Here is a 22,396-nt window from a genome sequence, read left to right on the forward strand (position 1 = left end):
CGGCAGCCCAAGGCGACGGGAAGGGAGTTAGCGCTCAGGGGGTGGGGACCGGTGATCTCCGTAGTAGCCGCGCCCACTCCCTCGTCCTAATGCTGGGTTCCTCTTTCGCTGGGTATATGTCCTGGTGGCGGGGCGATTGATGGTGCTCGGGGGCGGGTGCTGGAGGATGGTTTTACGGGCACGACCGGGGCGTGACGAGGACGAACGGGCGGTCGTTCGCCGGTTGTCGCGGGCGCGGAAGGCTCCGCGGGATGTGGCGATGCGGGCCCGGATGATCGAGCTGAGCTGGTCGGGGCTGCGGGTGCCGGCGATCGCCAAGGAGCTGGACTGCAGCCAGAAAACGGTCCGTTGCTGGCTGCACCGCTTCAACCGCTCGGGCGTCCAGGGACTGGATGATCTTGGCGGGCAGGGCCGCAAGCGGCGGATCACCGAGGAGGAACGCTCCAGGATCATCGCCCTGGTCAAGACCGTGCCGCCGGGGCGGCTACGGTGGGAGCCTGTCGGAGAGCTGTGGGCCTTCGACGAATCGGGACCGGCCGAGTGGACCCTGGATGCCCTGGCCGCGGCGGCGCGGGCCGCAGGGATCGACGTGGGCCGCTCGCAGGTTCGTCGCATCCTGCTCGCCGAGGGCGTGCGCTGGCGCCGCACCCGGTCCTGGACCCGCTCGAAGGACCCGGACTTCGTCCCAAAAGGACCAGGATCATCGGCCTCTACGCCCGCCCGACGACGCGACGGTGATCTGCGCCGACGAGCTGGGGCCGGTGATCCCGCGGGCCTTCCCTCCCGCACCCGCCTGGTCACCCGACGGGCACCGGATCAAAACGGAACTCGACTACAGCCGCGGACCGGAGAGGACCTGGGTCTACGGCGGCCTGCGACCCGCCGACGGCCAGGCCGTCACGATGACCGCCTCCTCCCGCAACAGCGTCTTCTACCAGCAGTTCCTGCACCTGCTTGAGGACGCCAACCCGGACGGGGAGATCTGGATCGTCACCGACAACCCGTCCAGCCACAACAGCCTGTCCACCCGGACCTGGCTCGAAGACCATCCCCGCATCCACTACGCCAAACTGGTACAAACAACCGCCATCAGGGTGATCGCGAAGGGATACCCGAGCACCCAGTGCAACTCCGGCATGCTGTCGAAGTTCATGCCGTAGATCGTTCCGACGAGCGTCGGAGCGAACAGAATCGCCGCCCACGACGAGATCTTCTTGAAGTCGCCTACCGAGCCGTTCTGTCCTGCGGCGATGCGACGAGTCCCAAGGTGGCTGTCGGGTGACAGCCGGTGATCGCGATCTTGAGAGCTCGCCGGATCCGTGCGAGTCGGTCGGTACTCCCCGACCTCGTTGCTCGACGATCTGCCCGTGGTCCGGTACGGAGCACGAACACCCGTGCTTCACGAGTTCGACGTGCTCTTCGATCGCCGCCATGCGGCCCGTCGAGTGAAGTCCGGACAGCCCGCGAGATCGCGACGGTCCCGCCCTGTGCATGGTGACGCGGTTCAGTCATGGCGGTTGGGCGATGTCGGCCGGCTGGTGTGGCGCTCCGGTCGCCATGTCGTGGTGGTGCCTGTGTCCAGACTGGTCACGCCTCCGTCAGGCCATTCGATTCGTGCCGTTGCCCCGGTGGGCACCGTCGTGCGCACCTTGATGCCCGAGGTGTGCAGTTCCCAGCGGATGGCTACGCGGCCGTACGGTGACTCGTGGGCGGCGTCGGCCCAGGTGATGCCCCCGCCCGGTTGGGGACGGAAGACGATGTCGCGGTAGCCGGGTGAGGCGGCGGTCAGGCCGGCGACCGTGGTGTGCAGCCACTGGGCGACCGCGCCGAGGGCGTAGTGGTTGAAGGAGGTCATCTCGCCCGGGTTGACGGTGCCGTCGGGGAGCATGCTGTCCCAGCGTTCCCAGATGGTGGTGGCGTCGTGCTTCAGCGCGTACAGCCAGGAGGGACAGTCCTGCTGGAGAAGCAGGGTGTAGGCGGTGTCGACATGGTGGGTGGCGCTGAGTGCGGGTGTCACGAGCGGCGTGCCGATGAAGCCGGTCTGGATGGTGTGGCCGCCTGCGGCGACGAGTTCGGCGAGACGGTTTCCTGCCGCAATTCGGGCGGCCGGGTCGGGAAGCAGGTCGAACTGGAGGGCAACGGCGTAGGCGGTCTGGGTGTCGCTGGTCATCAGGCCGGAAGGCAGTACGTAGGCGTCGATGAAAGCCTGGCGTACCCGGTGTGCGAGATCCTCGTAGCATTGACGGTCTCCTTCGAGTCCCAGGACGCCTGCGGTCCACGCCGTGTGCCGCGCGGACCAGGCGTAATAGGCGGTCGCGATGAGGTGGCGGTCGGTGCGCCCGGCGCCCGGATCCTCCGGAGGCGCGGACGGGTCGAGCCAGTCGCCGAGCTGGTAGCCGCGGTTCCACAGTCCCGACGGGTCCGCGAGTTCGGTGATGAGGTCGACCCAGCGGCGTGCGCTGTCGTACTGGGCGGCCAACAGCCCGGTGTCGCCGGAGTCCTGGTAGAGCACCCATGGGGTCAACGCCACGACGTCCCCCCAGCCCGCGCCCGGTCTGGCCGGTGTCCACTGCGGGCCACCGGGGATCGCCGGCACGTACCAGGGCACGGTGCCGTCGTCGTGCTGCTCTGCGGCGACGTCGCGCAGCCAGGATGTGAGCATGCCGTGACAGTCGTACAGGAAGGCTGCGGTGGGTGCGAAGACCTGGATGTCGCCGGTCCAGCCGAGCCGTTCGTCGCGCTGCGGGCAGTCGGTGGGCAGGTCGACGAAGTTGCCGCGCAGGCTCCACACCACGTTCTCGTGCAGCCGGTTCACCTGGTCGTTGGAGCATGCGAACCAGCCGGTCCTGGCCATGTCGGTGTGGTGGACGCGGGCCACGATGTCGCGGTGGGGGTCGCCGCCGCGCCAGCCGGTGACCTCGGCATAGCGGAAGCCGTGGATGGTGAAGCGTGGCTCCCACGTCTCCCGGCCATTGCCCCGTAGGACGTACCGGTCGGTGGAGATGGCCCCGCGCAGGGGGCGCACGCACAGTTCGCCGTCCTGGAGCACCTCGGCGTGACGGATGACGACCGTGTGTCCGGCCGGTCCCGTCACGGTGATGCGGACCCTGCCGACGAGATTCTGGCCGAAGTCCACCAGGAGACGGTCGGCGTCGAGGGCGGTCACCTGGGCCGGGGCGATCTCCTCGGTGCAGCGCACCGGTGGCCCGGTGGGGGCGACCAGTGTCGCCGGGTCCCGGGTGACGATGTCGACCGGTGACCAGTCGCTGTCGCCGAATCCGGGGGTGGACCATCGCAGTTGTTCGTCCGCTTCGAGGACGGCTCGCCGCTGGCGCTGGCGGTGCTTCTGCGGGGCTCCGTCTGGGTTACGCCTCAGGGGGGAGAAGCCGTGCGGCTCGAGTCCGGTGACGTCGCCGTTCTGTGCGGCGGTGCACCGTATGTGATCGCAGACGACCCGACTACCCAACCCGATATGGTGATCCGCGCCGGAGGCCGCTGCACGAATATGCAGGGTGAGGAACTGGCTGCGCCGCGGGCTTCGGGCGCGGACACCGGGCACATAGCCGGGCCGGACAGCACACTCCTGCTGAGCGGCCTGTACACCGTGGACACCGGCGTGCCGGGCCGGCTGCTCGCGGCCCTGCCGCCGCTGGCCGTCGTCGAAGCGAGTACGGGCGCCTGCCCCTTCACCTCGTCGACCTTCGAGGTGTTCGCCCGCGAGGAACCCGGACAGCAGGTCCTGCTGGACCGGGCACTGGACCTGATGCTCATCACCGCCCTGCGTGCATGGTTCACCCGTCCCACCGCCCAGGTACCCACCTGGTACGTGGCCTACAGCGACCCGGTTACCGGACCCGCCCTGCGCCTGCTGCAAGCCGACCCCGCCCACCCATGGACGCTGCCCGCACTGGCGGCGAAGACAGGTGTGTCCCGGGCGAACCTGGCCCGGCGCTTCACCGCCCTTGTCGGACAACCGCCCATGACCTACCTACAGGAACGCCGCCTCGCCCTGGCGGCCGACCTGCTACGCGAGCCCGACACCACACTCGCCACGGTCGCGGCCCGCGTCGGGTTCTCCGGCGCCTTCGCCCTGAGCGCCGCGTTCAAGAGAAGACACGGCATCAGCCCGAACGAGTACCGCGCGCGCGAGGCAGGGGCAGAGACCTGACCGCTCCGGGCGGACACGCTCTTTCCTCCCTGCGGGGCGTCGGGCCGAAACCAAAGCCGCCGGCCCGACCGACATCCCCCCAGGCCGAGAGACCCCCTGAATCACCCACACCACGACATGCGGACGCCCTCAAGACATCGCCAGGTCGGACGCGACTCGGGCGGGACCGTGCCTGGTGCAGCGTGCTCGTCAAACCTTCGTCAGCGACCGCGCCGGGGATCACCGAGGAGACGCTCCGGCGGTGGCTCGACCTCGGCGGACGCGGCCAGGCCGAGGAGCACGGCGTGGACCCTGACCGGCTGCTCACCGAGACCCGCACCGCGCGAGAGGCGTCCGCGCAGCGGGCGTACGACCTGATGGACGTGTTCCTTGCGGACATCGACGATCTGAGGATTCGCGGGGTGGAGAACTCGATCCGTAACACGTTGAGGTCTGGGCATAGGGCCGATGTCGCGTCCACGTCCACCAGGCCGCCACCTGGAAGGCCGGTGACACGGATCGTGGTTCCGTCGGCTCAGGCGCGGCCTGCCCCGGACGAAGTCGCCGATCGTCAGCTCCACGCCTCTGTTCTTCGGCAGGCACGACTCCGGCAGGTGTGCGGAGGCGGTGTCCAGCGGTAAAGGAGTTGTTCCGCCGTCGCCGAAGCGGCGAGCCGGGCAGACGACACCGCGTGTGGGGAGTGCCCGTCGAGATGATCACTGCAATACGTCCGCGGCGTCGGCCATGGCGACTCTTCCTGGGCTGATCTACTCCGGTTACGGGTCGGCTCTCGTTGGACGCGTCCCTGCGCCTCAGCGATTGAACTTCCAGGTGATGTGAGAGTCCGTCACCCGGGTCACGGTCACCGGGATGTCGACGGTGGTGCCGTCGTTTCTCTTGCCTTTACAGATGATGGTGGTGCCGGTGACCGCTTTCAAGCCGGTCGGGCAGAACGCGCGCACCTTCACTCCGACCCATGGGAGCGGGTGGTATTTGCTGTGGGTCCGGCCGGAGACGATGTCGGGCGCGAGGGCCTTGTGGCCGCCCACCGTCACGGTGTCGAACTGGTTGAGTTCGGTGGTCGACTCCGTGCCGGAGACCAGACGGGTACCCAGACCGCCGAGGACGAGCAAGGCGGCCGCGCCGCCGACGACGCCGACAAGGAACCTGCTGTCCGGCATGGCGCGCTCCTGATCCCTGGAGAGGCGGAAAGCACCGGCCGCGGTCGTGGACACCCGCGAACGCATCGGTCCACGATCAGCGTCGGATAGCGGGCTACAGCGTCTGGCGTCCGACAGCCGTCCTGATGGTCGGTCTGACCGCCGTGCTGTGGCCGACCGCGCCGCGACGCGAGTGGCTCACCCCGCAGCTACGCACCCTTGTACCTGAGGTGGTCTCCGTTCTGTACACGGCCGGTTCGATTCTGAGGCACCGCAACGTCCCCTTCGGCCCGGGTGAGTTCGCCGTTCTGCTGTGCCTGCTGTTCATCGCCGTACGCCACGGTCCGCCGCGCTGAGCCGTGGCATGCGGCGTGCTGGACGCGGGCGCCGTGCTCGCCACGCCGGTACGGTACTTCCGATCGCTGTGGTCGGACGACGCGCAGACCTACGTCGTGGTGGGTCTGTTCCTGGTCGGACTCACCGCCGGGCTCGCGGCCTACCTGCGCTCGTTGAACTACTGCCGCACCGTCGCCCTCACAGAGACGCGCCGGGAGGAACGCGTGGCGAGCGCCGCCGACCTGCACGACTTCGTCGCCCATCACGTCACCGGCATCCTGGTGCAGACGCAGATGACCCGCATGATGGCGACCGCTGGGCCGGAGGGCCTCGACCCCGTGCTGGCGAGCATCGAACGTGCCGCCACGCAGGCGCTCGCGTCGATGCGCCGGACCGTCGGCGTGCTGCGCGACACCACGGCGGAGGAGGCCGACCGGCGCCCCGTTGGTGACCTGGCCGCGATTGTCGACCTGGCCGAGGGCGCGGTTGCCCAGCAGCGCGGGCGCGGCCCTCACCTGGAGGCGTTCTTCGGCTGCATGTACTACGCGGCGATGCGGCCTGCGGAGGTCATACCTCTCCGGCTCGAACAGTGCCATCTGCCCGACTCCGGATGGGGGATGCTCAACCTGTCGGGTGGCGTCGTCACAGCAGGCAGGCTTCGCGGGCGGCTGCCCGGTCGCCGCGGGGATGTCCCGTCGCCCCGCCGAACCTGCGCGCCCAGCGCCACCACGGCTGTGCACCGCAACCGCCGACCACGGAGCCGCGCGAGGCCGCCCGAGCGCGGGACATCGCAGTCGCCGCCGCCGCGGTGGACCGCGCGGAATCCACCCAGTCCACCGGGGATGTCGTAACCGCCGCCTTCTCCACCCGGAACGGCGCGGCGGGCGGGGCGTTGGCGGACCAGGGCGTTCCGTGCGAGCGCGCCGCAGTACTCGCCGCGTTCGTGATCAGCGCGCTGGAGGGGGCGATCCTCATCGCCCGGGCCGACCGGTAAGTCCGGGCACCGACCACCGACCACCGACCACCGACCACCGACCACCGACCACCGACCACCGTGCTCCGGGAACTGGGTGCCCTTCTCGACCGCGCTGTGGGCGAGGCGGTGATGGGCTGACGGGCTTCGCCGAGAAGCTCCGGCGCCGCGGATCGGGCAAAATGGGCCCATGGTGCCGACGGCGGAGAACATGCAGGGTCCCGAGGCGCACACCGCGAGCGGACTCGGAGCCTATCTGCGGGCGCGCCGCGCACAGATCGCCCCCGAGCGGGCCGGGCTGACGACTGCGTCCGGCCTGCGCCGCACACCGGGCCTGCGCCGGGAGGAAGTCGCCGCACTGGCCGGGATCAGCATCGACTACTACGTGCGTCTCGAGCGCGGCAAGGAGACCCACCCGAGCCCGTCCGTCGTCGACGCCCTCGCCCGCGCCCTCCGTCTGAACGAGCAGGAGCACCGGCATCTGCGCGAGCTTGTGGCCCAGGCCCAGGCGCATGCCCACACCGGCTCCGCCCGAGCGGATCCCTCTCCAGCCCGCGAGGTCCGGCCGGGACTGGCGTTGCTGCCCGAGCAACTGCGCCCCAATCCGGTCCTGGTCCTCGGCCGCACCCTGGACGTGCTGGCCTGCAACCCCGGGGCGTTGCGCCTTTTCGCCGGCCTGGATGCCCAGCCTCCGCAGCGGCGGAGCCTCGTACGGTACGTCTTCCTCCACCCGCTCGCCCGCGAGGTGCTCGACGACTGGGACGAGCAGGCCCGTTCCTGCGTCGCCCGGCTGCGCAAGCTGGCCGGCATCGACGCGGCCGCACCGGACCTGACCGACCTGGTCGCCGAACTCATGCCGAAGAGCCCGGAGTTCGCGCAGCTGTGGGACCGCTTCGACATCACCCCGCATGCGCAGGGCTTCAGGACGTTCCACCATCCCGACGTCGGGGACGTCCGCCTCGGCTGGGAGTCCATGCCGCTGGACGACAGCCCGATGCAGCGCTTCGTCGTGTTCTTCGCCGAGCCGGACAGCCCTGATCACGCCAAGATGCTCCTGCTCGACGAGGGCCACAGTCCCGACAAGGGCCACAGTGAGCCGCGAACTCCGTCAGGAGGACGGCTCGGCGGGCGTCAGGCGTGACTCCTCGGCGTCGAGGCGGGCCTGTAGGAGACGCAGGACGGTGTCGTCGATCTGCTGGCTGTCGCGCAGGCGGATGACAGTGGCGCGTTTGTGAGTGAGGACGGCGAGGCGCAGGGCGGCGTAGTCGGCCCGGTGGCGCAGTGCGGGGTGGAGGCCGGGGTCGTCCGGGTCGGCGCCGAGCAGATCGAGGTGGAGCTGGAGTTCCTGGCGCATGCGGTCGGTGGCGTGCTCGCTCGCGCCCAGGTCGGCGGCGAGGGCGTCGAGTTCGTCCAGGGCCTCCTGGGTGGCGGTGGTCTCGGCGAGCCTGGTCTCGTCCCGCACGGTCGTGTCGTCGGACAGGTGCGCCCAGCGGACGACGGCGGGGAGCGCCGCACCCTGGACGACCAGGGCGACGACGATGACTCCTGCGGTGACGAACACGATGGTGTCCCGGTCGGGGAACGGGGCGCCGTCGTCGAGGGTGGTGGGGACGGAGAGCGCGACGGCGAGCGAGACCGCACCACGGAACCCGGACAGGCCGCTGACGACGCGGGAACGGTGGCTGACCCGGCGCAGTCGCTGCTCGGGGCGCCGGTCCAGGGCTCGGATCACGAAGGCCGACAGGAACAGGAAGGCGATGCGCACGGCCACGAGGACCACGCACACGGCCAGGACGGTCCAGATGGCCTGGGTGAGGGCGGAGCGGTCCAGGTCGCGCACGACCGTGGGGATCTCCACGCCGATCATGAGGAACAGGGCGGCGTTGAGCAGGAAGGTGGCGACCTCGTAGAAGGAGTGGCCGAGGAGACGGTCCGTCGCGCCGCTGGCCCGGGGCGAGGCACGGCTGACGATCAGGCCGCAGACGACCACCGCGAGGACCCCGGACGCCTCGACGGACTCGGCGAGGAGGTAGGCCGTGAACGGGGTCAGCAGCGCCAGCACGATCCGCAGCATGGGGTCGGTGAGCCGTCGTAGCAGGACCAGGGCGGGCCAGGCGACGAGGGCGCCGGCCACGGCCCCGCCGACGTAGGCGACCAGGAACAGCCAACTGACGTGGCCCCAACCCAGATGCTCCTCGCCCGTGGTGACGCCGACCGCGACGCCGTAGAGAACGAGGGCGGTTCCGTCGTTGACCAGGCTCTCGGCCTTGAGCATGGTCAGCGAGCGCTCGGGCAGCAGTCCCCGCAGGGCCGTCACGGCGGTGGCGTCGGTGGGGGCGACGGCCGCGCCGAGCACCCACGCGGGACCCCAGCCCATGCCGAGCGCGTGCGCCACCGCCGCGACAGCCGCGGCGGTGGCGATCACCAGCAGCGTGCTCACCAGCACGATGCCGCGCAGGCTGCGCCGGATCGAGCGCAGGGAGGCGGTGAGGCTCTCCCAGTACAACAGGATGGGCAGGAACAGCAGCAGAACCACGTCGGGCGGCAGCTCCACCTCACGCAGTGAGGGCAGCAGTCCTGCCAGGACGCCGAAGGCCAGCAGCAGCACCGGCTGGCCGATCCGCAGCCGAGGGCCGAGCGCGCCGCAGAGCAGCACCCCGATGCCGAGGACGACGGCGAGTTCCAGACCGACCATGGAGCCCCTTAGCCCGCTGCCATCGCGTTGCGCACGCCCGCGCTGTCGACGAACTGCTCGAAGCGGACGATCCTTCCGCCGAACTGCTCGCGGGCCGCCTCGCCGGGCGGGAACTGCCCACCGGGCCGGTAGGTGGCGGCGAGCACCGCGACGGTGATCAGGCTGCGGTCGCGCGGAGACAGGCCCTCGCGCTCCCATACGTCGCCGAAGAGCACGTCGTCGGTGAGCTGGACCATCTTCGGCGCGAGGTCACCGAGCAACTGCTGAGCCCGGGAGGGTTGCGTGGGCATACAGGACTTCTCCTGGGTGGGTGGCGGTGGCGGTGGGCCGGCGCACCGCGCGCGAGCGGGCGGCAGCCCGGCGAACGGCACGGTCACTACGCCACTTGGCCGGAACGGCCGGCGTGGGCGGCCGTCCCACGTCAGCAGTCTCATGGCCGGATGCGGGCCGCGCCACTCGGATGGGGGGCCCTGTCATTGCCCTGTTCCCGGCTCCCCCACAGCCCTGGCCCGGAATGGGGGGAGGGGAGATCGGGGGTGTGACAGGGCCCCCCAACCGGCGTGCGTGCCACGGGCTGGGTGCTTAGCGTCGAACCATGCCTACCAGCACGCTTTCCCTGAACAACGGTGTGAGCATCCCGGCCATCGGGCTTGGCGTCTTCCAGACCCCGCCCGACGTCACGACCGCCGCGGTCACCGAGGCGCTCCGCGTCGGCTACCGCCATATCGACACGGCCGCCGCCTACGGCAACGAACGCGAGGTCGGTGAGGGCCTGCGCCGCGCGGGCCTCGCCCGTGACGAGGTGTTCGTCGAGACGAAGGTCTGGATCACCGACTACGGCTACGACGCCACGCTGCACGCGTTCGACAAGAGCGCGGGCAAACTCGGCGTCGACCAGCTCGACCTGCTGATCCTCCACCAACCCCTGCCCTCCGCCTTCGACCGCACGCTGGAGGCCTACCGGGCGCTGGAGAAACTGCTGGCCGACGGCCGGGTACGCGCCATCGGCGTCAGCAACTTCATGCCCGAGCACCTGGAGCGCCTGCTGGCCGAGTCGTCCGTTGTCCCCGCGGTCAACCAGATCGAACTCCACCCGTACTTCCAGCAGAAGGCGCTGCAGAAGCTGCACGCCGACCACGACATCCTGACCCAGGCCTGGTCGCCGATCGGCGGCATCACCTCCTACCGCGGCGGTGAGAAGCGGACCTTCGACGATCCGACGCTGCTCGACATCGCGGACCGGTACGGAAAGTCCGCCGCGCAGGTGATGCTGCGCTGGCACCTGCAGGAAGGCCGCTCGGCGATCCCGAAGTCGACCAAGCCCGCCCGCATCGCCGAGAACTTCGACGTCTTCGGCTTCGAGCTGAGCGCCGACGAACTCGCCGCGATCGACGCGCTCGACACCGGCGTCCGGGGAGGACCGGAACCCGACAGCATCACGCTGGAGGGCTACTCGATCGACATCCCCGAAGCGTGATCCCACCGGGGGCAGGGAGGCGGCCAGCCGTCCCCGCCCCCGCTTTCATGGAAGAAGCTCACTCATGGCCAGCACCACCCCGCTGACCGTCCTGGTCGTCGGCGCGACCGGCAGCATCGGCACCCACGTCGTCGCCGAAGCTCTCCAACAGGGCCACCATGTCAAGGCCCTCGCCCGCGACCCCGAGCGCGCCCGTGCCTCGCTGCCGGACGGCGCGCGGATCGTCGCCGGCGACCTGGGCAGGGCAGACACCCTGGCCGACGCGGTCGACGGCATCGACGCAGTGGTCTTCACGCACGGTTCCCACGGCGGCCCGGGACAGGCGGAACGCGTCGACTACGGCGGCGTCCGCAACACCCTTGAGGCCCTGGGGCAACGGCCCGCCCGGATCTCGCTGATGACCGCGATCGGAGTCACCGGCCGCCCCGAGGGCGCCGGACGCGGCGACGACGACCCGATCACCGACGCCCACGCCTGGAAGCGCCGCGCCGAGCGCCTGGTCCGTGCCAGTGGCCGCCCCTACACCGTGGTGCGTCCCGGCTGGTTCGACTACAACGCCCCTGACCAGCACGCCCTGGTGATGCTGCAGGGCGACACCCGGCACGCCGGCGACCCCAGCGACGGCGTCGTCTCCCGCCGCCAGATCGCCCAGGTCCTCGTCTCCGCCCTCACCACTACTGAGGCAGATCACAAGACCCTCGAACTCGTCGCCGAGCACGGTCCGGCCCCCACCGACCTCGCCCCGCTCTTCGCCGACCTCGCGGCCGACCCTTCCGGCTCTCTCGACGCCGCCCTGGACAAGGCCAACATGCCGCTCGACACCGAACCCGAAAGCGTCCGGCAGGAGTTGGAAGCCGTCCGCACCGGCTGACTGCTTCGGCCCGACCCGGGTGGCGTCAGCGCGGGATGAGCTTGAGCGTGGCGGCGCGGGCCTGCTCGGTGAGCACGTGGTCGACGATGCCCCGGTAGGCGTCGTACTTGGCGTGGTAGGCGGTGTCCACGGCGGGCTGGTCGGCCGGGTCGGCGTCGGTGAAGCAGCACGTCGAGGTCACCGCCGCAGGTCAGGCCCACAGCGGGCGTGGTGGGGCACGCCTCAGAGCAACGCCTCGGCGGTGATGGGGAGTTCGCGCACCCGCCGGCCCGTGGCGTGGAAGACGGCGTTGGCGATGGCGGGCGCCACGCCGACCAGGACGACCTCGCCGAGACCCTTGACGCCGAGGGGGTCGGCCTCGTCGTCCCGGCCGTCGACGTAGATCGCCTTGAGGTCGGGGACGTCGGCGTTGACCGGCACCAGGTAGTCGGCGAGGTTGGCGTTGACGATCCGGCCGTCGCGGTGGTCGGTGACCGTGTGCTCCAGCAGGGCCGCGCCGATACCGCCGGTCATCGCGCCGATGGCCTGGCTGTCGGCCAGCTTGGGGCTGATGATCCGGCCCGCGTCGAAGACACCGAGCATCCGCCGCACCCGCACCAGACCGAGGCGGGCGTCGACGGCGACCTCGGCGAACACCGCGCCGTAGGCGTACATGGAGGAACGGGACTGGGCCGGGGTCCAGGAGCCCATCGCTTCCAAGTAGGGGCGGTTGTTGCGGGTGAGGAGCTGCCGGTACGTCTCCCCGCGAGCGGGGTTGTCCGTCACGTGCAGCCGGCCGCCGCGCACGACGACGTCGTCGGCGTCGGCGCCGTACAGCGGCGATCGTGAGTCCTCGACGGCGAGCTGGACCGCCTGCTGTCGCAGCTTGTCGCAGCCGTCCTGGACCGTCGATCCGACACTGGCCATGGTCAGCGAGCCGCCGTGGAGCGGGGCCGTGGGCATGTTGGTGTCGCCGAGGCGGAAGGTGACGTTGCGGACGGTGAGGCCGAGGGCGTCGGCGGCGACCTGCGTCATGGAGGTGTAGGTGCCGGGGCCCATGTCGCTGGTCGAGGACTCCATCAGGGCGGTGCCGTCGGCGTCGAGGCGTACCCGGGCCTGCCCCGGGGCGCGCAGGGTGTCGTAGACCGCGGTCGCCATGCCGGTGCCGATCAGCCAGTCGCCGTCGCGGGTGGAACGGGGCCTGGGGTTGCGGCGGTGCCAGCCGAACTCGCGGGCGCCGGTGGTGTAGCACTCGCGCAGTCGCCGGGTGGAGAAGGGCCGCCCGCTGAACTGGTCGTTCTCGGGTTCGTTGCGCCGGCGCAGTTCGATGGGGTCGATGCCGAGTTCGGTGGCGAGTTCGTCCATCGCGCTCTCGATGGCGAAGGCGGCGGTGGAGTAGCCCGGGCCGCGCATGGGGGTCGGGGTGTTCACGTCCAGCCGCACCGGCTGGTGGGTCTGGCTGACGTTGGGTGTCGTGTAGAGCATCTGCCCCGGGGAGACGACACCGCGTTCCGCGAAGGTCTCGTACGTGGCCGTCTCCGCGCGCAGGTCGTGGGTCATGGCCGTCAGCCGCCCGCCGCGGTCGCTGCCCAGCCGCACCTTGTACTCGTACGACGGCCGGTAGCCGACCCCGAAGTAGAGCTGCCGGCGTGTCAGCACGAGCTTGACCGGGCGGCCCACCTCACGGGCGGCGAGCGCCGCGATGGTGATGTGCGGCCAGGCCCGCGCCGCATTACCGAAGGCGCCGCCGACGAAGGGCGAGATGACGCGGATGTTCGCCGCCGGAATACCGAAATTCGCGGCGAGTTCGTCCCGCGGGCTCGCCACCCACTGGGTCTTGTCCCACAGCGTGAGCCGGTCACCGTCCCATTGGGCGACGGTGGCGTGCAGCTCCATCGCATTGTGGTGGGTGCGGGCGAGCCGGTACGTCATCTCCAGCCGTACGGCGGCGGATTGCAGGGCCGCCTCCGCGTCGCCGCGCGCGTAGGTGCGGGGCTCGCCCGCCGCCGTACCGTCGGCCAGGTCGGTGACGGGCCGTTCGGCGTCGTAGTCGACTCTCACCAGGCTCGCCGCGTGCTGCGCCGCCTCCAGGGTGGTGGCGACGACCACGGCGACCGGCTGGCCGTGGAAGTGGACCTGGTCGTCCTGGAAGACACGCAGCCGCTCACCCGGGAGGTTGAGCGAGCCGGGGTTGGGCCCGTACGGCAGCTTGGGGGCGTTGCGGTGGTGGATGACCTTCAGGACGCCTGCCTGGGACTCGGCGGCGCTCGTGTCGATGCCGGTGATGCGGCCGCGGCCGGCGCTGCTGTCGACGACCACCGCGTGGACGACGCCCGCGGGCTCGTGATCTGCGGCGTACTTCGCCTGCCCGGTCACCTTCAGCCGCCCGTCCACCCGGGAGAGCGGTGCGCCGACGGCTGCCTGCGGCTGGGGGCTCATTTGCTGTCTCCTACGATGCGCAGCTGGCGTTCCACGGTCCGCTTGAGCAGCTCCATCTTGAAGCGGTTGTGCGCGAGGGGGAGTGCTCCGTCCGCGGCCGACTCGGCTGCCCGGGCCCAGAGTTGGTCCGAGGGGCGCTCGCCGACGAGGGCTCGTTCGACCTCGGGCAGCTTCCATGGCACGGTGCCCACCCCGCCCGCGGCGACCTTCGCCTCGCGGATCACGCCGCCACGGACGTGCAGGGCGACGGCGGCGGAGGTGAGGGCGAACTCGTAGGACTGACGGTCCCGCACCTTCAGATAGCCGGACTTCAGTGGGCGTGGATACGCCGGGACTTCGACTGCTGTGATCAACTCGCCCTTCCTGAGCACCTGTTCGCGGTTCGGGGTGCCGCCCGGTCGGAGGTGGAAGTCGGCGAAGGGGATCCGCCGCCCCCCGTCGGGCCCCAGCAGGTGGACGGTTGCCTCCAGTGCCGCGAAAGCGACGGCCACGTCGGAAGGGTGGGTGGCCACGCAGTCGTCGGAGGTACCCAGGATCGCGTGGGTGCGATTGAAGCCCTCACGGGCCGCGCAACCGGAGCCCGGCTCACGCTTGTTGCAGGCGGCGGTCACGTCCCGGAAGTAGGTGCACCGGGTGCGCTGCATGATGTTGCCGCCGATGGTGGCCATGTTGCGCAGTTGGGCCGAGGCGCTGAGTTCCAGGGACTGGGAGATGACCGGGTAGAGGGTGCGCACCTTCGGGTTCGCGGCCGTCTCGGCCATACTCACCAGTGCGCCGATGCGCAGACCGCCGCGCTCGGTGACCGTGACCTCGCGCAGCGGCAGGCCACTGATGTCGACCAGGGTCTCGGGGCGTTCGACCGTCTCCCGCATGAGGTCGACGAGTGTGGTGCCGCCGGCGATATAACGGCCGCCTCGGCGCCCGGCCTTGAGGGCTTCGCGGGTGTCGGACGGCTTCGTGTAGGAGAAGGGGTGCATCGGCTCACTTCCCCTGTGCGGTCTGCTCGACCGCGCGCACGATCTTGACGTAACAGCCGCAGCGGCAGATGTTGCCGCTCATCCACTCCCGGATCTCCTCGGCGGAGCCGGTGTGGCCCTCCTTGATGCAGCCGACGCCGGACAGGATCTGTCCCGGCGTGCAGTAGCCGCACTGGAAGGCGTCCTGATCGATGAACGCCTGTTGGAGGGGATGGAGTTGGTCGCCGTCGGCCAGGCCCTCGATGGTGGTGACCTCGGAGCCCTCCAGGCGAACCGCCAGGGTGAGGCAGGAGTTGACCCGGCGTCCGTCGACCAGGACGCTACAGGCGCCGCAGGCCCCCGCGTTGCAGCCCTTCTTGGACCCTGTCAGACCGAGGTGCTCGCGCAAGAGGTCCAGCAGCGACGTCCGGTTGTCGACCGTGACGGTGTGCCGCTTGCCGTTGACCGATAAGGAGACGCGGCTGGCGGGCGGTGCTTCGGCGGCGGCCGCCTCCTGGGTGCCGAAGGGGGAGGCGACCGTGGTCAGACCGCCGGCCACGACGGCACCACCGACGGCGGTGGTCGTCGCGATGAACGTGCGCCGGGACGGCGCTGTCGGTGGTCCCTCGGCAGGAGCGACGGGTGACGCGGGGGGTTCGGTAGACATGCCCACTCTCTCGTTTCGGCGACGGAACCGGGCGGAGGGACTCGTGGCTGCGGGTACGTGCGGGGCCCACGGGCACGAGCGATGCGGAATCGCACCGTCAGCCTCGCGAATTGACCAGTCCTTTACCAGGCCCTGTTGTGAGGGGGTAACAGCAGGGCCCCCCACGGCACTTGGCATCCGGTACCGAAAGGAAGACAGTGCGGCGCCGCGGGCTCGCCCGAGTGATCTGCGCGGTCAGAGACGGGACTTGCTCACCGGAACGGGGAGCGGCAGGCCGCGGAGCGGTGTGTGCCGCCGCGGCCTGCCGCTCAGGGTGTGGTTCAGCTGTCCAGGCGCCGCGCGCTCAGCCAGTTGACCATCTTCGGGTCATGGTGGTCGAAGAAGAGCGTGGCTCCGGTGTCCAGGCCGGCGACGGACGCCATCTCGGCGTCGGTGAGCGCGAAGTCGAACACGTCGATGTTCTCCGCCATGCGCTCGGCGCGTACCGACTTCGGGATCGAGGCAACCCCACGCTGGACCGCCCAGCGCAGCACCACCTGGCCCACCGACTTCCCGTACTTCTTGCCGATTTCGCTCAGCACCGGGTTGGCGAACAGATCGTTCTTGCCCTCCGCGAAGCCACCCCACGCCTGGTGCTGGACGCCCTGCTCGCGCATCAGTTCCTGATAGTCGGCACGCTGGAAGAAGGGGTGGGTCTCGATCTGGTTGACGGCGGGCGTGACCTCGTTGTTGATGATCAGGTCGAGCAGGCGGTCGGGGTAGAAGTTGGAGACGCCGATCGCCTTGGCACGGCCCTGCCGGTTGATCTCCTCCATGGCCCGCCACTGGCCGTACACGTCGCCGTAGGGCTGGTGCATCAGGTACAGGTCCAGGTAGTCGAGCCCGAGCTTGGCCAGCGACGCCTCGAAGGCACGCTTGGTGTTCTCCTCGGCAGGCCCGTCCTGGACGTACAGCTTGGTCGTGACGAAGAGTTCCTCGCGCGGGATGCCGCTGTTCTTGATCGCCCGGCCGACGGCCTCCTCGTTGCCGTACGACGCCGCCGTGTCGAGCAGCCGATAGCCGGCCGCGAGGGCCTCGGTGACGACCTGCTCGGTCTCCTCGGCCGGGATCTGGAAGACGCCGAAGCCGAGGATCGGCATCTCGACGCCGTTGTTCAGGGTGACGTTCTGCATGGGATTTCCTTCAACGGGTTCAGCGGGGGAGGGTCAGCGCTCGAGCATCTTGAGCTGGGCTTCGGTATGGGTGGCGCCGGCCGCAGGCGGGAGGCTTGTCAGGCGGTCGAGCTGGGCGGGGGTGAGCCGAACGGCGTCGGCGCCGGCGTTCTCTTCGAGGCGGCTCACGCGCTTGGTGCCGGGGATGGGGGCGATGTCGTCGCCCTGCGCGAGCAGCCAGGCGATGGCGACCTGGGCCGGCGTGGCGCCGACTTCATCGGCGACGGCCTTGACCTCGTCGGCCAGGCGCAGATTGTGCTGGAAGTTCTCGCCGGTGAAGCGCGGGTTGTCCTTGCGGAAGTCGTTCTCGGCGAAGCCGTCGGTGGAGCGGATCGCGCCGGTGAGGAAGCCGCGTCCCAGCGGCGAGAACGGGACGAAGCCGATGCCGAGTTCGCGCAGCGCAGGCAGTACTTGTGCCTCCGGGTCGCGCGTGAAGAGGGAGTACTCGGACTGGACGGCGGTGACCGGCGTGACGGCGTTCGCGCGGCGGATCGTCTCCGGCCCGGCCTCGGACAGGCCGAACGCGCGGACCTTCCCCTCGGCGATCAGCTCGCCCACGGCGCCCGCCGTCTCCTCGATCGGGACGTTCGGGTCGACGCGGTGCTGGTAGTACAGGTCGATGTGGTCCGTGCCGAGACGCTGGAGCGAGCCCTCGACGGCGGTGCGGATGTTGGCCGCGCCGGAGTCCAGGTGCCCGGGCCCGTCGTCCCCGTGGGAGACAAGGCCGAACTTCGTGGCCAGCACCACGTTGTCGCGGCGGTCCTTGAGGGCGCGCCCGAGGAGTTCCTCGTTGGTGTACGGGCCGTAGATCTCGGCGGTGTCGATGAAGGTGACACCCAGCTCCAGGGCGCGGTGCACGGTACGGATGGACTCCGCCTCGTTGGTCCCGGCGCCGGTGTATCCCTGGGACATGCCCATCGCGCCAAGACCGATCCGGGAAACCTCCAGGTCACGCAGGTGGATGTGGTGCATCAGTGCTCTCCGCTCCGTCGTCTTCGGGCCGGTTCTTCGCAGGTGCTTGCGGACTGGGCGCTCGCCGTTCGGGAGCCGCTTCCACTCTGGCCCAGGCGTCCGGCCTCCGCTTGTCGCGTGCCCTCGGCCCATGGCGGCAGGGCCGGACCGGGCACGGCACCAAGCGCCGTACGGCACTGCGATCGTGGGCCTCATGGGAAGCCTATGGGCAGGTCCCGCCCGTCACGGCGCCTGAGCGCCTCAGATGACGGGCCGAGCTGTTCGGGGGAATGACAGGGCCCCCAACATGTCGACCAAGTGGATCGGGGGTTTGTTACGGGCGGGCTCAAGACGCCGCGGGCCCGGCTCACGAGCGGTAGCGAACCGGCGCGCTGCCGGCAGCGCCTTGCTCAGTCCCGGAGGAGGCCGGTGCGGCGCAGCCACGACTGGACCGCGGCGTCGGCGTCCCGGACTTCCTCGCCGCGTACCGCGAGTCCTTCGCCGACGGTCGCGCCCCGGCACGACGCCGCGTAGTCGCGCTCGGTGGTGCCCAGCCCGCTCATGGCATGCGTCGTGAACGGAAGGACCGTCTTGCCCCGGAAGTCGAACTTCTCGGTGAAGGTCGTCATGATCATGGGTGCTCGTACGTTCCAGATGGGACTGCCCAGCAGCACCGTGTCGTAGCGCTCGATCGAGGACGGGAGGTCGGCGACGGCCGGCCGGGCATCGGCGTCCTGCTCGCGGATATTGCGCGCGACCGTCTCCTCGTAATCGTCCGAGTAGGGGTCGACGGCCTCGATGCGATGTACGTCGCACTCGATGCGCTCGCTGATCATGCGCGCGAGGACCTCGGTGTTGCCGACTTCGAGGTCGGCGCGCCCGCCGTAGGAGTAGTTCTCGCCCGGCCGGGAGAAGTAGGCCAGCAGGACCCGCTTTCCGGGCGAGGCCGTTGCAGCAGAACGCTCCGCGCTCTCCGAGGCGGCCCCGCTGGGTGAGGACGTGGAACAACCGGTGATCTGGAGACCGGTCATGGCGGTGGCTCCTCCCAGAAGTACGCCACGAAGGAGCGTGCGACGCCCCGGCGCGGCCGGTCGCGCTGTCCCGGCGTCGGGCTCAGCGGCTGTCATCAGCCGTGAATGCGCAGGTTGCCGATCCGGCTGACCTGGTCCGGGTCACGGTGGTCGAAGAACAGGGAGCTGCCGGTGTCCAGGGTGGCGACGGCGGCCATCTGGTCGTCGGTGAGCTCGAAGTCGAAGACGTCGAGGTTCTCCTTCATCCGCTCCACGCGGACCGACTTGGGGATGGCGACGACCTCCCGCTGTACGAGCCAGCGCAGGACGACCTGCGCCACGGAACGGCCGTGCTGGTCGGCGATGGCGCTGAGCACCGGGTGCGTGAAGAGGTTGTTCCTGCCCTCGGCGAACCCGCCCCACGACTCGATCTGCACGCCGCGCTCCCGCATCAGTTCCTGGTCGTCGGCGCGCTGGAAGAACGGGTGGGTCTCGATCTGGTTGACCGCGGGCGTGATCTCGTTGCGGTCGATCAGGTCGACGAGCCGGTCGGCGTAGAAGTTGGAGACGCCGATCGCCCTGACCCGGCCCTCGCGGTTCAGGTTCTCCATCGCACGCCAACAGCCGTGGACGTCGCCGTAGGGCTGGTGGATCAGGTACAGGTCGAGGTGGTCCAGGCCGAGCTTGCCCAGCGACGTCTCGAAGGCGCGCGCGGTGTTCTCCTCGCCGGTGTCCTGGACCCACAGCTTGGTGGTGACGAACAGTTCGTCGCGCGGGATGCCACTGGCGGCGATGGCGCGGCCGACGGCCTCCTCGTTGCCGTAGGCGGCCGCGGTGTCGATCATCCGGTAGCCGGCGGCCAGGGCCTCGGTGACGGCCTGTTCGGTCTGTTCCGGGGCGATCTGGAAGACGCCGAAGCCGAGGATCGGCATCTCGACGCCATTGTTGAGGGTGACGGTCTGCATGCGACTTTCCTTTTGTACGGGGCGAGTTGGGGACAGTTGGCCGGTCGGAGTCCGGTTCATGTCGGCGTGCTCATCACGCCTTCCGTTCGGGTCGCAGCAGCACGGTGGCCACGATGCTCACCGCCACGACCCCCGCGGCGATCAGGAGGCTGGTGTGCAGGCCGGAGACGAACCCGGCCCGGTCGGCGACCATCGCGCCGAAGACGGCGACGGCCAGGGCGCCACCGAGCTGGCGGGCCGCGTTCAGCACACCACTGGCGACACCGGCCCGCTCGGCGGGCACGTTCTCCAGCAGCAGGGCCACCAGCGCGGTCACGGCCATCGCGCCGCCGGCACCGACGGGCACCATCAGCACGACCGACAGCCACACCGGCGCCCCGGCGGGCACCATCACCATGGCCAGCAGACCGACCGCCATCAGGCTCTGGCCGATGGTCACCGGTATCCGCGCACCGAACCGGGTCGCGAGGCGGGCGGCGACGGGGCCCATGAAGGAGGTGAGCACGGTCATCGGCAGGAATCCCACACCGGTGGCGAGCGCGCTGAGGCCGTGCACCTGCTGGAGGTACAGCCCCAGCAGGAAGATCATTCCGTAGAAGCCGACGTTCAGGGCGAAGCCGATGGCGGCGGAGAGCGACATCGTGCGGGAGCGCAGGAGCGGCAGCGGCGTCATCGGATGCCTGCCGCGGGCCTGTGCGACCACGTAGACCACGGCCGCCACGACGGCCACGGCGAAGGCGGCCAGGACCCGTGGAGTTCCGAAACCGTCCGCACCGGCCTCGATGACGGCGTACGTCAACGCACCCATGGCGGCGACGGCGGACACCTGGCCGGTCCAGTCGAAGGGCGACTCCTGCCGGGGGGAAGGCTGGGCGCGCCGGAGAAGCAGCAGGGCCACCGCGCCGACGGGCACGTTGACGAAGAAGATCATCCGCCAGTCGACCACCGTCAGCAGTCCGCCGGCCACCGGTCCGGCGGCCGCACCGACCGAGCCGCTCACACCCCACAGGGCGATCGCCTTCGCTCGCTCCGCCGGGTCGGGAAAGGTCTCCCGCAGCAGGGCGAGGGAGGAGGGGACGACCATCGCGGCCCCGGCTCCCTGCACCAGCCGCGCCGCCACCAGAACGCCCAGATTCGGCGCGATCCCGCACACCGCGGACGCTGCGACGAACAGCCCCAGGCCGACGGCGAACGCCTGCCGGGCGCCGATACGGTCACTGATCGCGCCGGCGGACAGCAGGAACGCGGCGAAGGCGAGCGTGTAGCCGTCGACCACCCACTGAAGGCCGGTCATCCCGCTGCCGAAGCCGCGCCCGATCGAGGGAAGGGCGACGTTCACGATCATCGCGTCGACCATGATCGTGAAGAAGCCGATCAGGACGGCGGCCAGCGCCATACGCCCGCCCGACCGGCTCTGCGGCGGCAGGCCGACCGATCCTGGGTGCAGGGGTGTGGACGAGGCGGGCACGGACACGGGACGTTCTCCTGTGCTGGAAGGGCAGGATGCTGACAAGATCGAGCCTCCCGCCATTCCGGAAGCGGTGGCAGGCCGGGCTGTGCCGGGGAGCGGTGTTCGGGGGTGCGACAGGGCCCCCCACACGCCTGCCACGCAGGTCAGTGCGGTGTGAGACTTGCGGAATGTCACCCGAGCAGAGCACCAGCAGGAGCGGCGACATGGAGCTGGGCCGGTTCCTGCGCGCACGCCGTACCCAGACCCGCCCCGACCAGGTCGGCCTGACCATGGGAACCGGCCTGCGCCGTACCCCCGGTCTGCGTCGCGAGGAACTGGCCACGCTCGCCGGCATCAGCATCGACTACTACGTCCGTCTGGAGCGCGGCAAGGAGACCCGGCCCAGCCCCTCCGTGCTCGACGCCCTCGCCCGCGCCCTGCGCCTGGACGACGCGGAGCACCAGCACCTGCGCGAACTCGCCGCCCAGGCCGCCCGGTACGCCCCCGAGCCCCCGCCGCCGCCCAGCCGGACCGTGCGCCCGCACCTGAAGCTGGTCCTGGAGACGCTCCGGCCGAGCCCCGCCTACGTCATCAGCCGCAGCATGGACCTGCTCGCCTGGAACCCCGGCGGCCTCGCCCTGTACGCGGGCCTCGCCGAGTGGCCCGCGACCCAGCGCAACCTCGCCCGGTATCTCTTCCTGCACCCCACCGCGCGCACCCTTTTCCACGATGCATGGGAGTACCAGGTCCGCGGCTGCGTCGCCCGGCTCCGCGCCCAGGCCGGCATCGACCCGGACGCTCCCGACCTCACCAGCCTGGTGGGTGAACTCCTGCTGAAGAGCCCCGACTTCGCCAGACTGTGGGAGCGCTACGACGTCGTCGGGCGCAAGAAGGCGCAGAAGACCTTCCACCACCCGCAGGTCGGCGCCCTCACCCTCACCGGGCAGAGCATGCACATCGAGGACACCCCGGGCCAACGCCTCGGCGTCTACACCGCCGAACCGGGCACTGCCGACCACGACGCCATGATCCTGCTCGACCTGGCCGTGCCGGGGCCCGCCGGGCAACCGGACACGAAGGCCGAACAGCAACGGCACCTCCAGCCCTGA

General features: G+C 70.4%; 19 protein-coding genes and 4 pseudogenes. 9 read left to right on the plus strand and 14 right to left on the minus strand.

Annotated elements, in window-relative coordinates; genetic code table 11:
* Window positions 1–271: 271 nt before the first annotated feature.
* Both AB5J56_RS39145 and AB5J56_RS39150 read left to right on the plus strand, forming a co-directional pair.
* Window positions 272–559 (plus strand): annotated as a pseudogene (locus tag AB5J56_RS39145) (transposase); the annotation flags it as partial.
* A pseudogene (locus AB5J56_RS39150) lies at window positions 552–989 on the plus strand (hypothetical protein); the annotation flags it as partial. The pseudogenes AB5J56_RS39145 and AB5J56_RS39150, both read left to right, overlap by 8 nt.
* 71 nt (window positions 990–1,060) lie before the next feature.
* Here AB5J56_RS39150 and AB5J56_RS39155 read toward each other — a convergent pair.
* A pseudogene (locus AB5J56_RS39155) lies at window positions 1,061–1,216 on the minus strand (CorA family divalent cation transporter); the annotation flags it as partial.
* A gap of 288 nt (window positions 1,217–1,504) precedes the next feature.
* Window positions 1,505–3,466 carry a family 78 glycoside hydrolase catalytic domain gene (locus tag AB5J56_RS39160; protein WP_369240223.1) on the minus strand — a complete coding sequence of 654 codons (1,962 nt, stop codon included), beginning with the start codon at window positions 3,464–3,466 and terminating at the stop codon, window positions 1,505–1,507.
* Between AB5J56_RS39160 and AB5J56_RS39165 the strand changes: the two genes are divergently transcribed.
* Window positions 3,347–4,168, plus strand: a complete 822-nt coding sequence (locus AB5J56_RS39165) for an AraC family transcriptional regulator (protein WP_369243049.1) — start codon at window positions 3,347–3,349, stop codon at window positions 4,166–4,168. The two genes, AB5J56_RS39160 and AB5J56_RS39165, sit on opposite strands and share 120 nt — an antisense overlap.
* Window positions 4,169–4,959: 791 nt before the next feature.
* Here AB5J56_RS39165 and AB5J56_RS39170 read toward each other — a convergent pair.
* Complete coding sequence (locus AB5J56_RS39170) at window positions 4,960–5,382, minus strand: hypothetical protein (protein WP_369240225.1); 423 nt, start codon at window positions 5,380–5,382, stop codon at window positions 4,960–4,962.
* A 71-nt stretch (window positions 5,383–5,453) separates the two neighbouring features.
* On the opposite strand from AB5J56_RS39170, the gene AB5J56_RS39175 reads away from it, so the two are divergent.
* The 3 genes and pseudogenes from AB5J56_RS39175 to AB5J56_RS39185 all read left to right on the plus strand — a co-directional run bounded on the left by AB5J56_RS39175 (window position 5,454) and on the right by AB5J56_RS39185 (window position 7,757).
* The gene (locus tag AB5J56_RS39175; protein WP_369240227.1) at window positions 5,454–5,663 is read left to right on the plus strand and encodes a hypothetical protein; all 210 of its coding nucleotides are present in this window, start codon (window positions 5,454–5,456) and stop codon (window positions 5,661–5,663) included.
* 204 nt (window positions 5,664–5,867) lie between these two features.
* Window positions 5,868–6,299, plus strand: a pseudogene (locus AB5J56_RS39180) (histidine kinase dimerization/phosphoacceptor domain-containing protein); the annotation flags it as partial.
* A gap of 507 nt (window positions 6,300–6,806) precedes the next feature.
* On the plus strand, window positions 6,807–7,757 hold the full coding sequence (locus tag AB5J56_RS39185; protein WP_369240229.1) for a helix-turn-helix transcriptional regulator: 951 nt from the start codon (window positions 6,807–6,809) through the stop codon (window positions 7,755–7,757).
* On the opposite strand, the gene AB5J56_RS39190 is transcribed toward AB5J56_RS39185, so the two are convergent.
* Window positions 7,725–9,311 carry a Na+/H+ antiporter gene (locus tag AB5J56_RS39190; protein ID WP_369240231.1) on the minus strand — a complete coding sequence of 529 codons (1,587 nt, stop codon included), beginning with the start codon at window positions 9,309–9,311 and terminating at the stop codon, window positions 7,725–7,727. The two genes, AB5J56_RS39185 and AB5J56_RS39190, sit on opposite strands and share 33 nt — an antisense overlap.
* 8 nt (window positions 9,312–9,319) lie before the next feature.
* Window positions 9,320–9,601, minus strand: a complete 282-nt coding sequence (locus AB5J56_RS39195; protein WP_369240233.1) for a carboxymuconolactone decarboxylase family protein — start codon at window positions 9,599–9,601, stop codon at window positions 9,320–9,322.
* Window positions 9,602–9,906: 305 nt separating this feature from the next.
* Between AB5J56_RS39195 and AB5J56_RS39200 the strand changes: the two genes are divergently transcribed.
* Together AB5J56_RS39200 and AB5J56_RS39205 are read left to right on the plus strand one after the other, a co-directional pair.
* The gene (locus AB5J56_RS39200; protein ID WP_369240235.1) at window positions 9,907–10,788 is read left to right on the plus strand and encodes an aldo/keto reductase; all 882 of its coding nucleotides are present in this window, start codon (window positions 9,907–9,909) and stop codon (window positions 10,786–10,788) included.
* A 64-nt stretch (window positions 10,789–10,852) separates the two neighbouring features.
* Window positions 10,853–11,659, plus strand: coding sequence for an SDR family oxidoreductase (locus AB5J56_RS39205; RefSeq protein WP_369240237.1), 807 nt, complete (start codon window positions 10,853–10,855; stop codon window positions 11,657–11,659).
* A 25-nt stretch (window positions 11,660–11,684) separates the two neighbouring features.
* On the opposite strand, the gene AB5J56_RS39210 is transcribed toward AB5J56_RS39205, so the two are convergent.
* From AB5J56_RS39210 to AB5J56_RS39250, 9 genes are all read right to left on the minus strand, one after another.
* Complete coding sequence (locus AB5J56_RS39210; RefSeq protein WP_369240239.1) at window positions 11,685–11,840, minus strand: DUF2255 family protein; 156 nt, start codon at window positions 11,838–11,840, stop codon at window positions 11,685–11,687.
* A gap of 41 nt (window positions 11,841–11,881) precedes the next feature.
* Window positions 11,882–14,077, minus strand: coding sequence for a xanthine dehydrogenase family protein molybdopterin-binding subunit (locus AB5J56_RS39215; RefSeq protein ID WP_369240241.1), 2,196 nt, complete (start codon window positions 14,075–14,077; stop codon window positions 11,882–11,884).
* Window positions 14,074–15,054 carry a xanthine dehydrogenase family protein subunit M gene (locus AB5J56_RS39220; protein ID WP_369240243.1) on the minus strand — a complete coding sequence of 327 codons (981 nt, stop codon included), beginning with the start codon at window positions 15,052–15,054 and terminating at the stop codon, window positions 14,074–14,076. Before AB5J56_RS39220 ends, AB5J56_RS39215 begins: the two co-directional genes overlap by 4 nt.
* Before the next feature lie 4 nt (window positions 15,055–15,058).
* Window positions 15,059–15,700: a (2Fe-2S)-binding protein gene (locus AB5J56_RS39225; RefSeq protein WP_369240245.1), complete on the minus strand. Its 642-nt coding sequence runs from the start codon at window positions 15,698–15,700 to the stop codon at window positions 15,059–15,061.
* A gap of 320 nt (window positions 15,701–16,020) precedes the next feature.
* Entirely contained in the window at window positions 16,021–16,872 is an 852-nt protein-coding gene (locus tag AB5J56_RS39230; RefSeq protein ID WP_369240247.1) for an aldo/keto reductase, read from the minus strand.
* A gap of 33 nt (window positions 16,873–16,905) precedes the next feature.
* A complete protein-coding gene (locus tag AB5J56_RS39235; protein WP_369240250.1) occupies window positions 16,906–17,883 on the minus strand; it encodes an aldo/keto reductase in 978 nt (325 codons plus the stop codon).
* A gap of 389 nt (window positions 17,884–18,272) precedes the next feature.
* Window positions 18,273–18,893: a flavodoxin gene (locus AB5J56_RS39240; RefSeq protein ID WP_369240252.1), complete on the minus strand. Its 621-nt coding sequence runs from the start codon at window positions 18,891–18,893 to the stop codon at window positions 18,273–18,275.
* A gap of 95 nt (window positions 18,894–18,988) precedes the next feature.
* Window positions 18,989–19,837 (minus strand): aldo/keto reductase, encoded by an 849-nt coding sequence (locus AB5J56_RS39245; protein WP_369240254.1) that lies wholly within the window; start codon window positions 19,835–19,837, stop codon window positions 18,989–18,991.
* A 73-nt stretch (window positions 19,838–19,910) separates the two neighbouring features.
* Window positions 19,911–21,311: an MFS transporter gene (locus tag AB5J56_RS39250; protein WP_369240256.1), complete on the minus strand. Its 1,401-nt coding sequence runs from the start codon at window positions 21,309–21,311 to the stop codon at window positions 19,911–19,913.
* 164 nt (window positions 21,312–21,475) lie between these two features.
* Between AB5J56_RS39250 and AB5J56_RS39255 the strand changes: the two genes are divergently transcribed.
* Window positions 21,476–22,396, plus strand: a complete 921-nt coding sequence (locus AB5J56_RS39255) for a helix-turn-helix transcriptional regulator (RefSeq protein WP_369240258.1) — start codon at window positions 21,476–21,478, stop codon at window positions 22,394–22,396.

The organism is Streptomyces sp. R21 (assembly GCF_041051975.1).
In the GTDB taxonomy this organism is placed as follows: Bacteria; Actinomycetota; Actinomycetes; order Streptomycetales; family Streptomycetaceae; genus Streptomyces.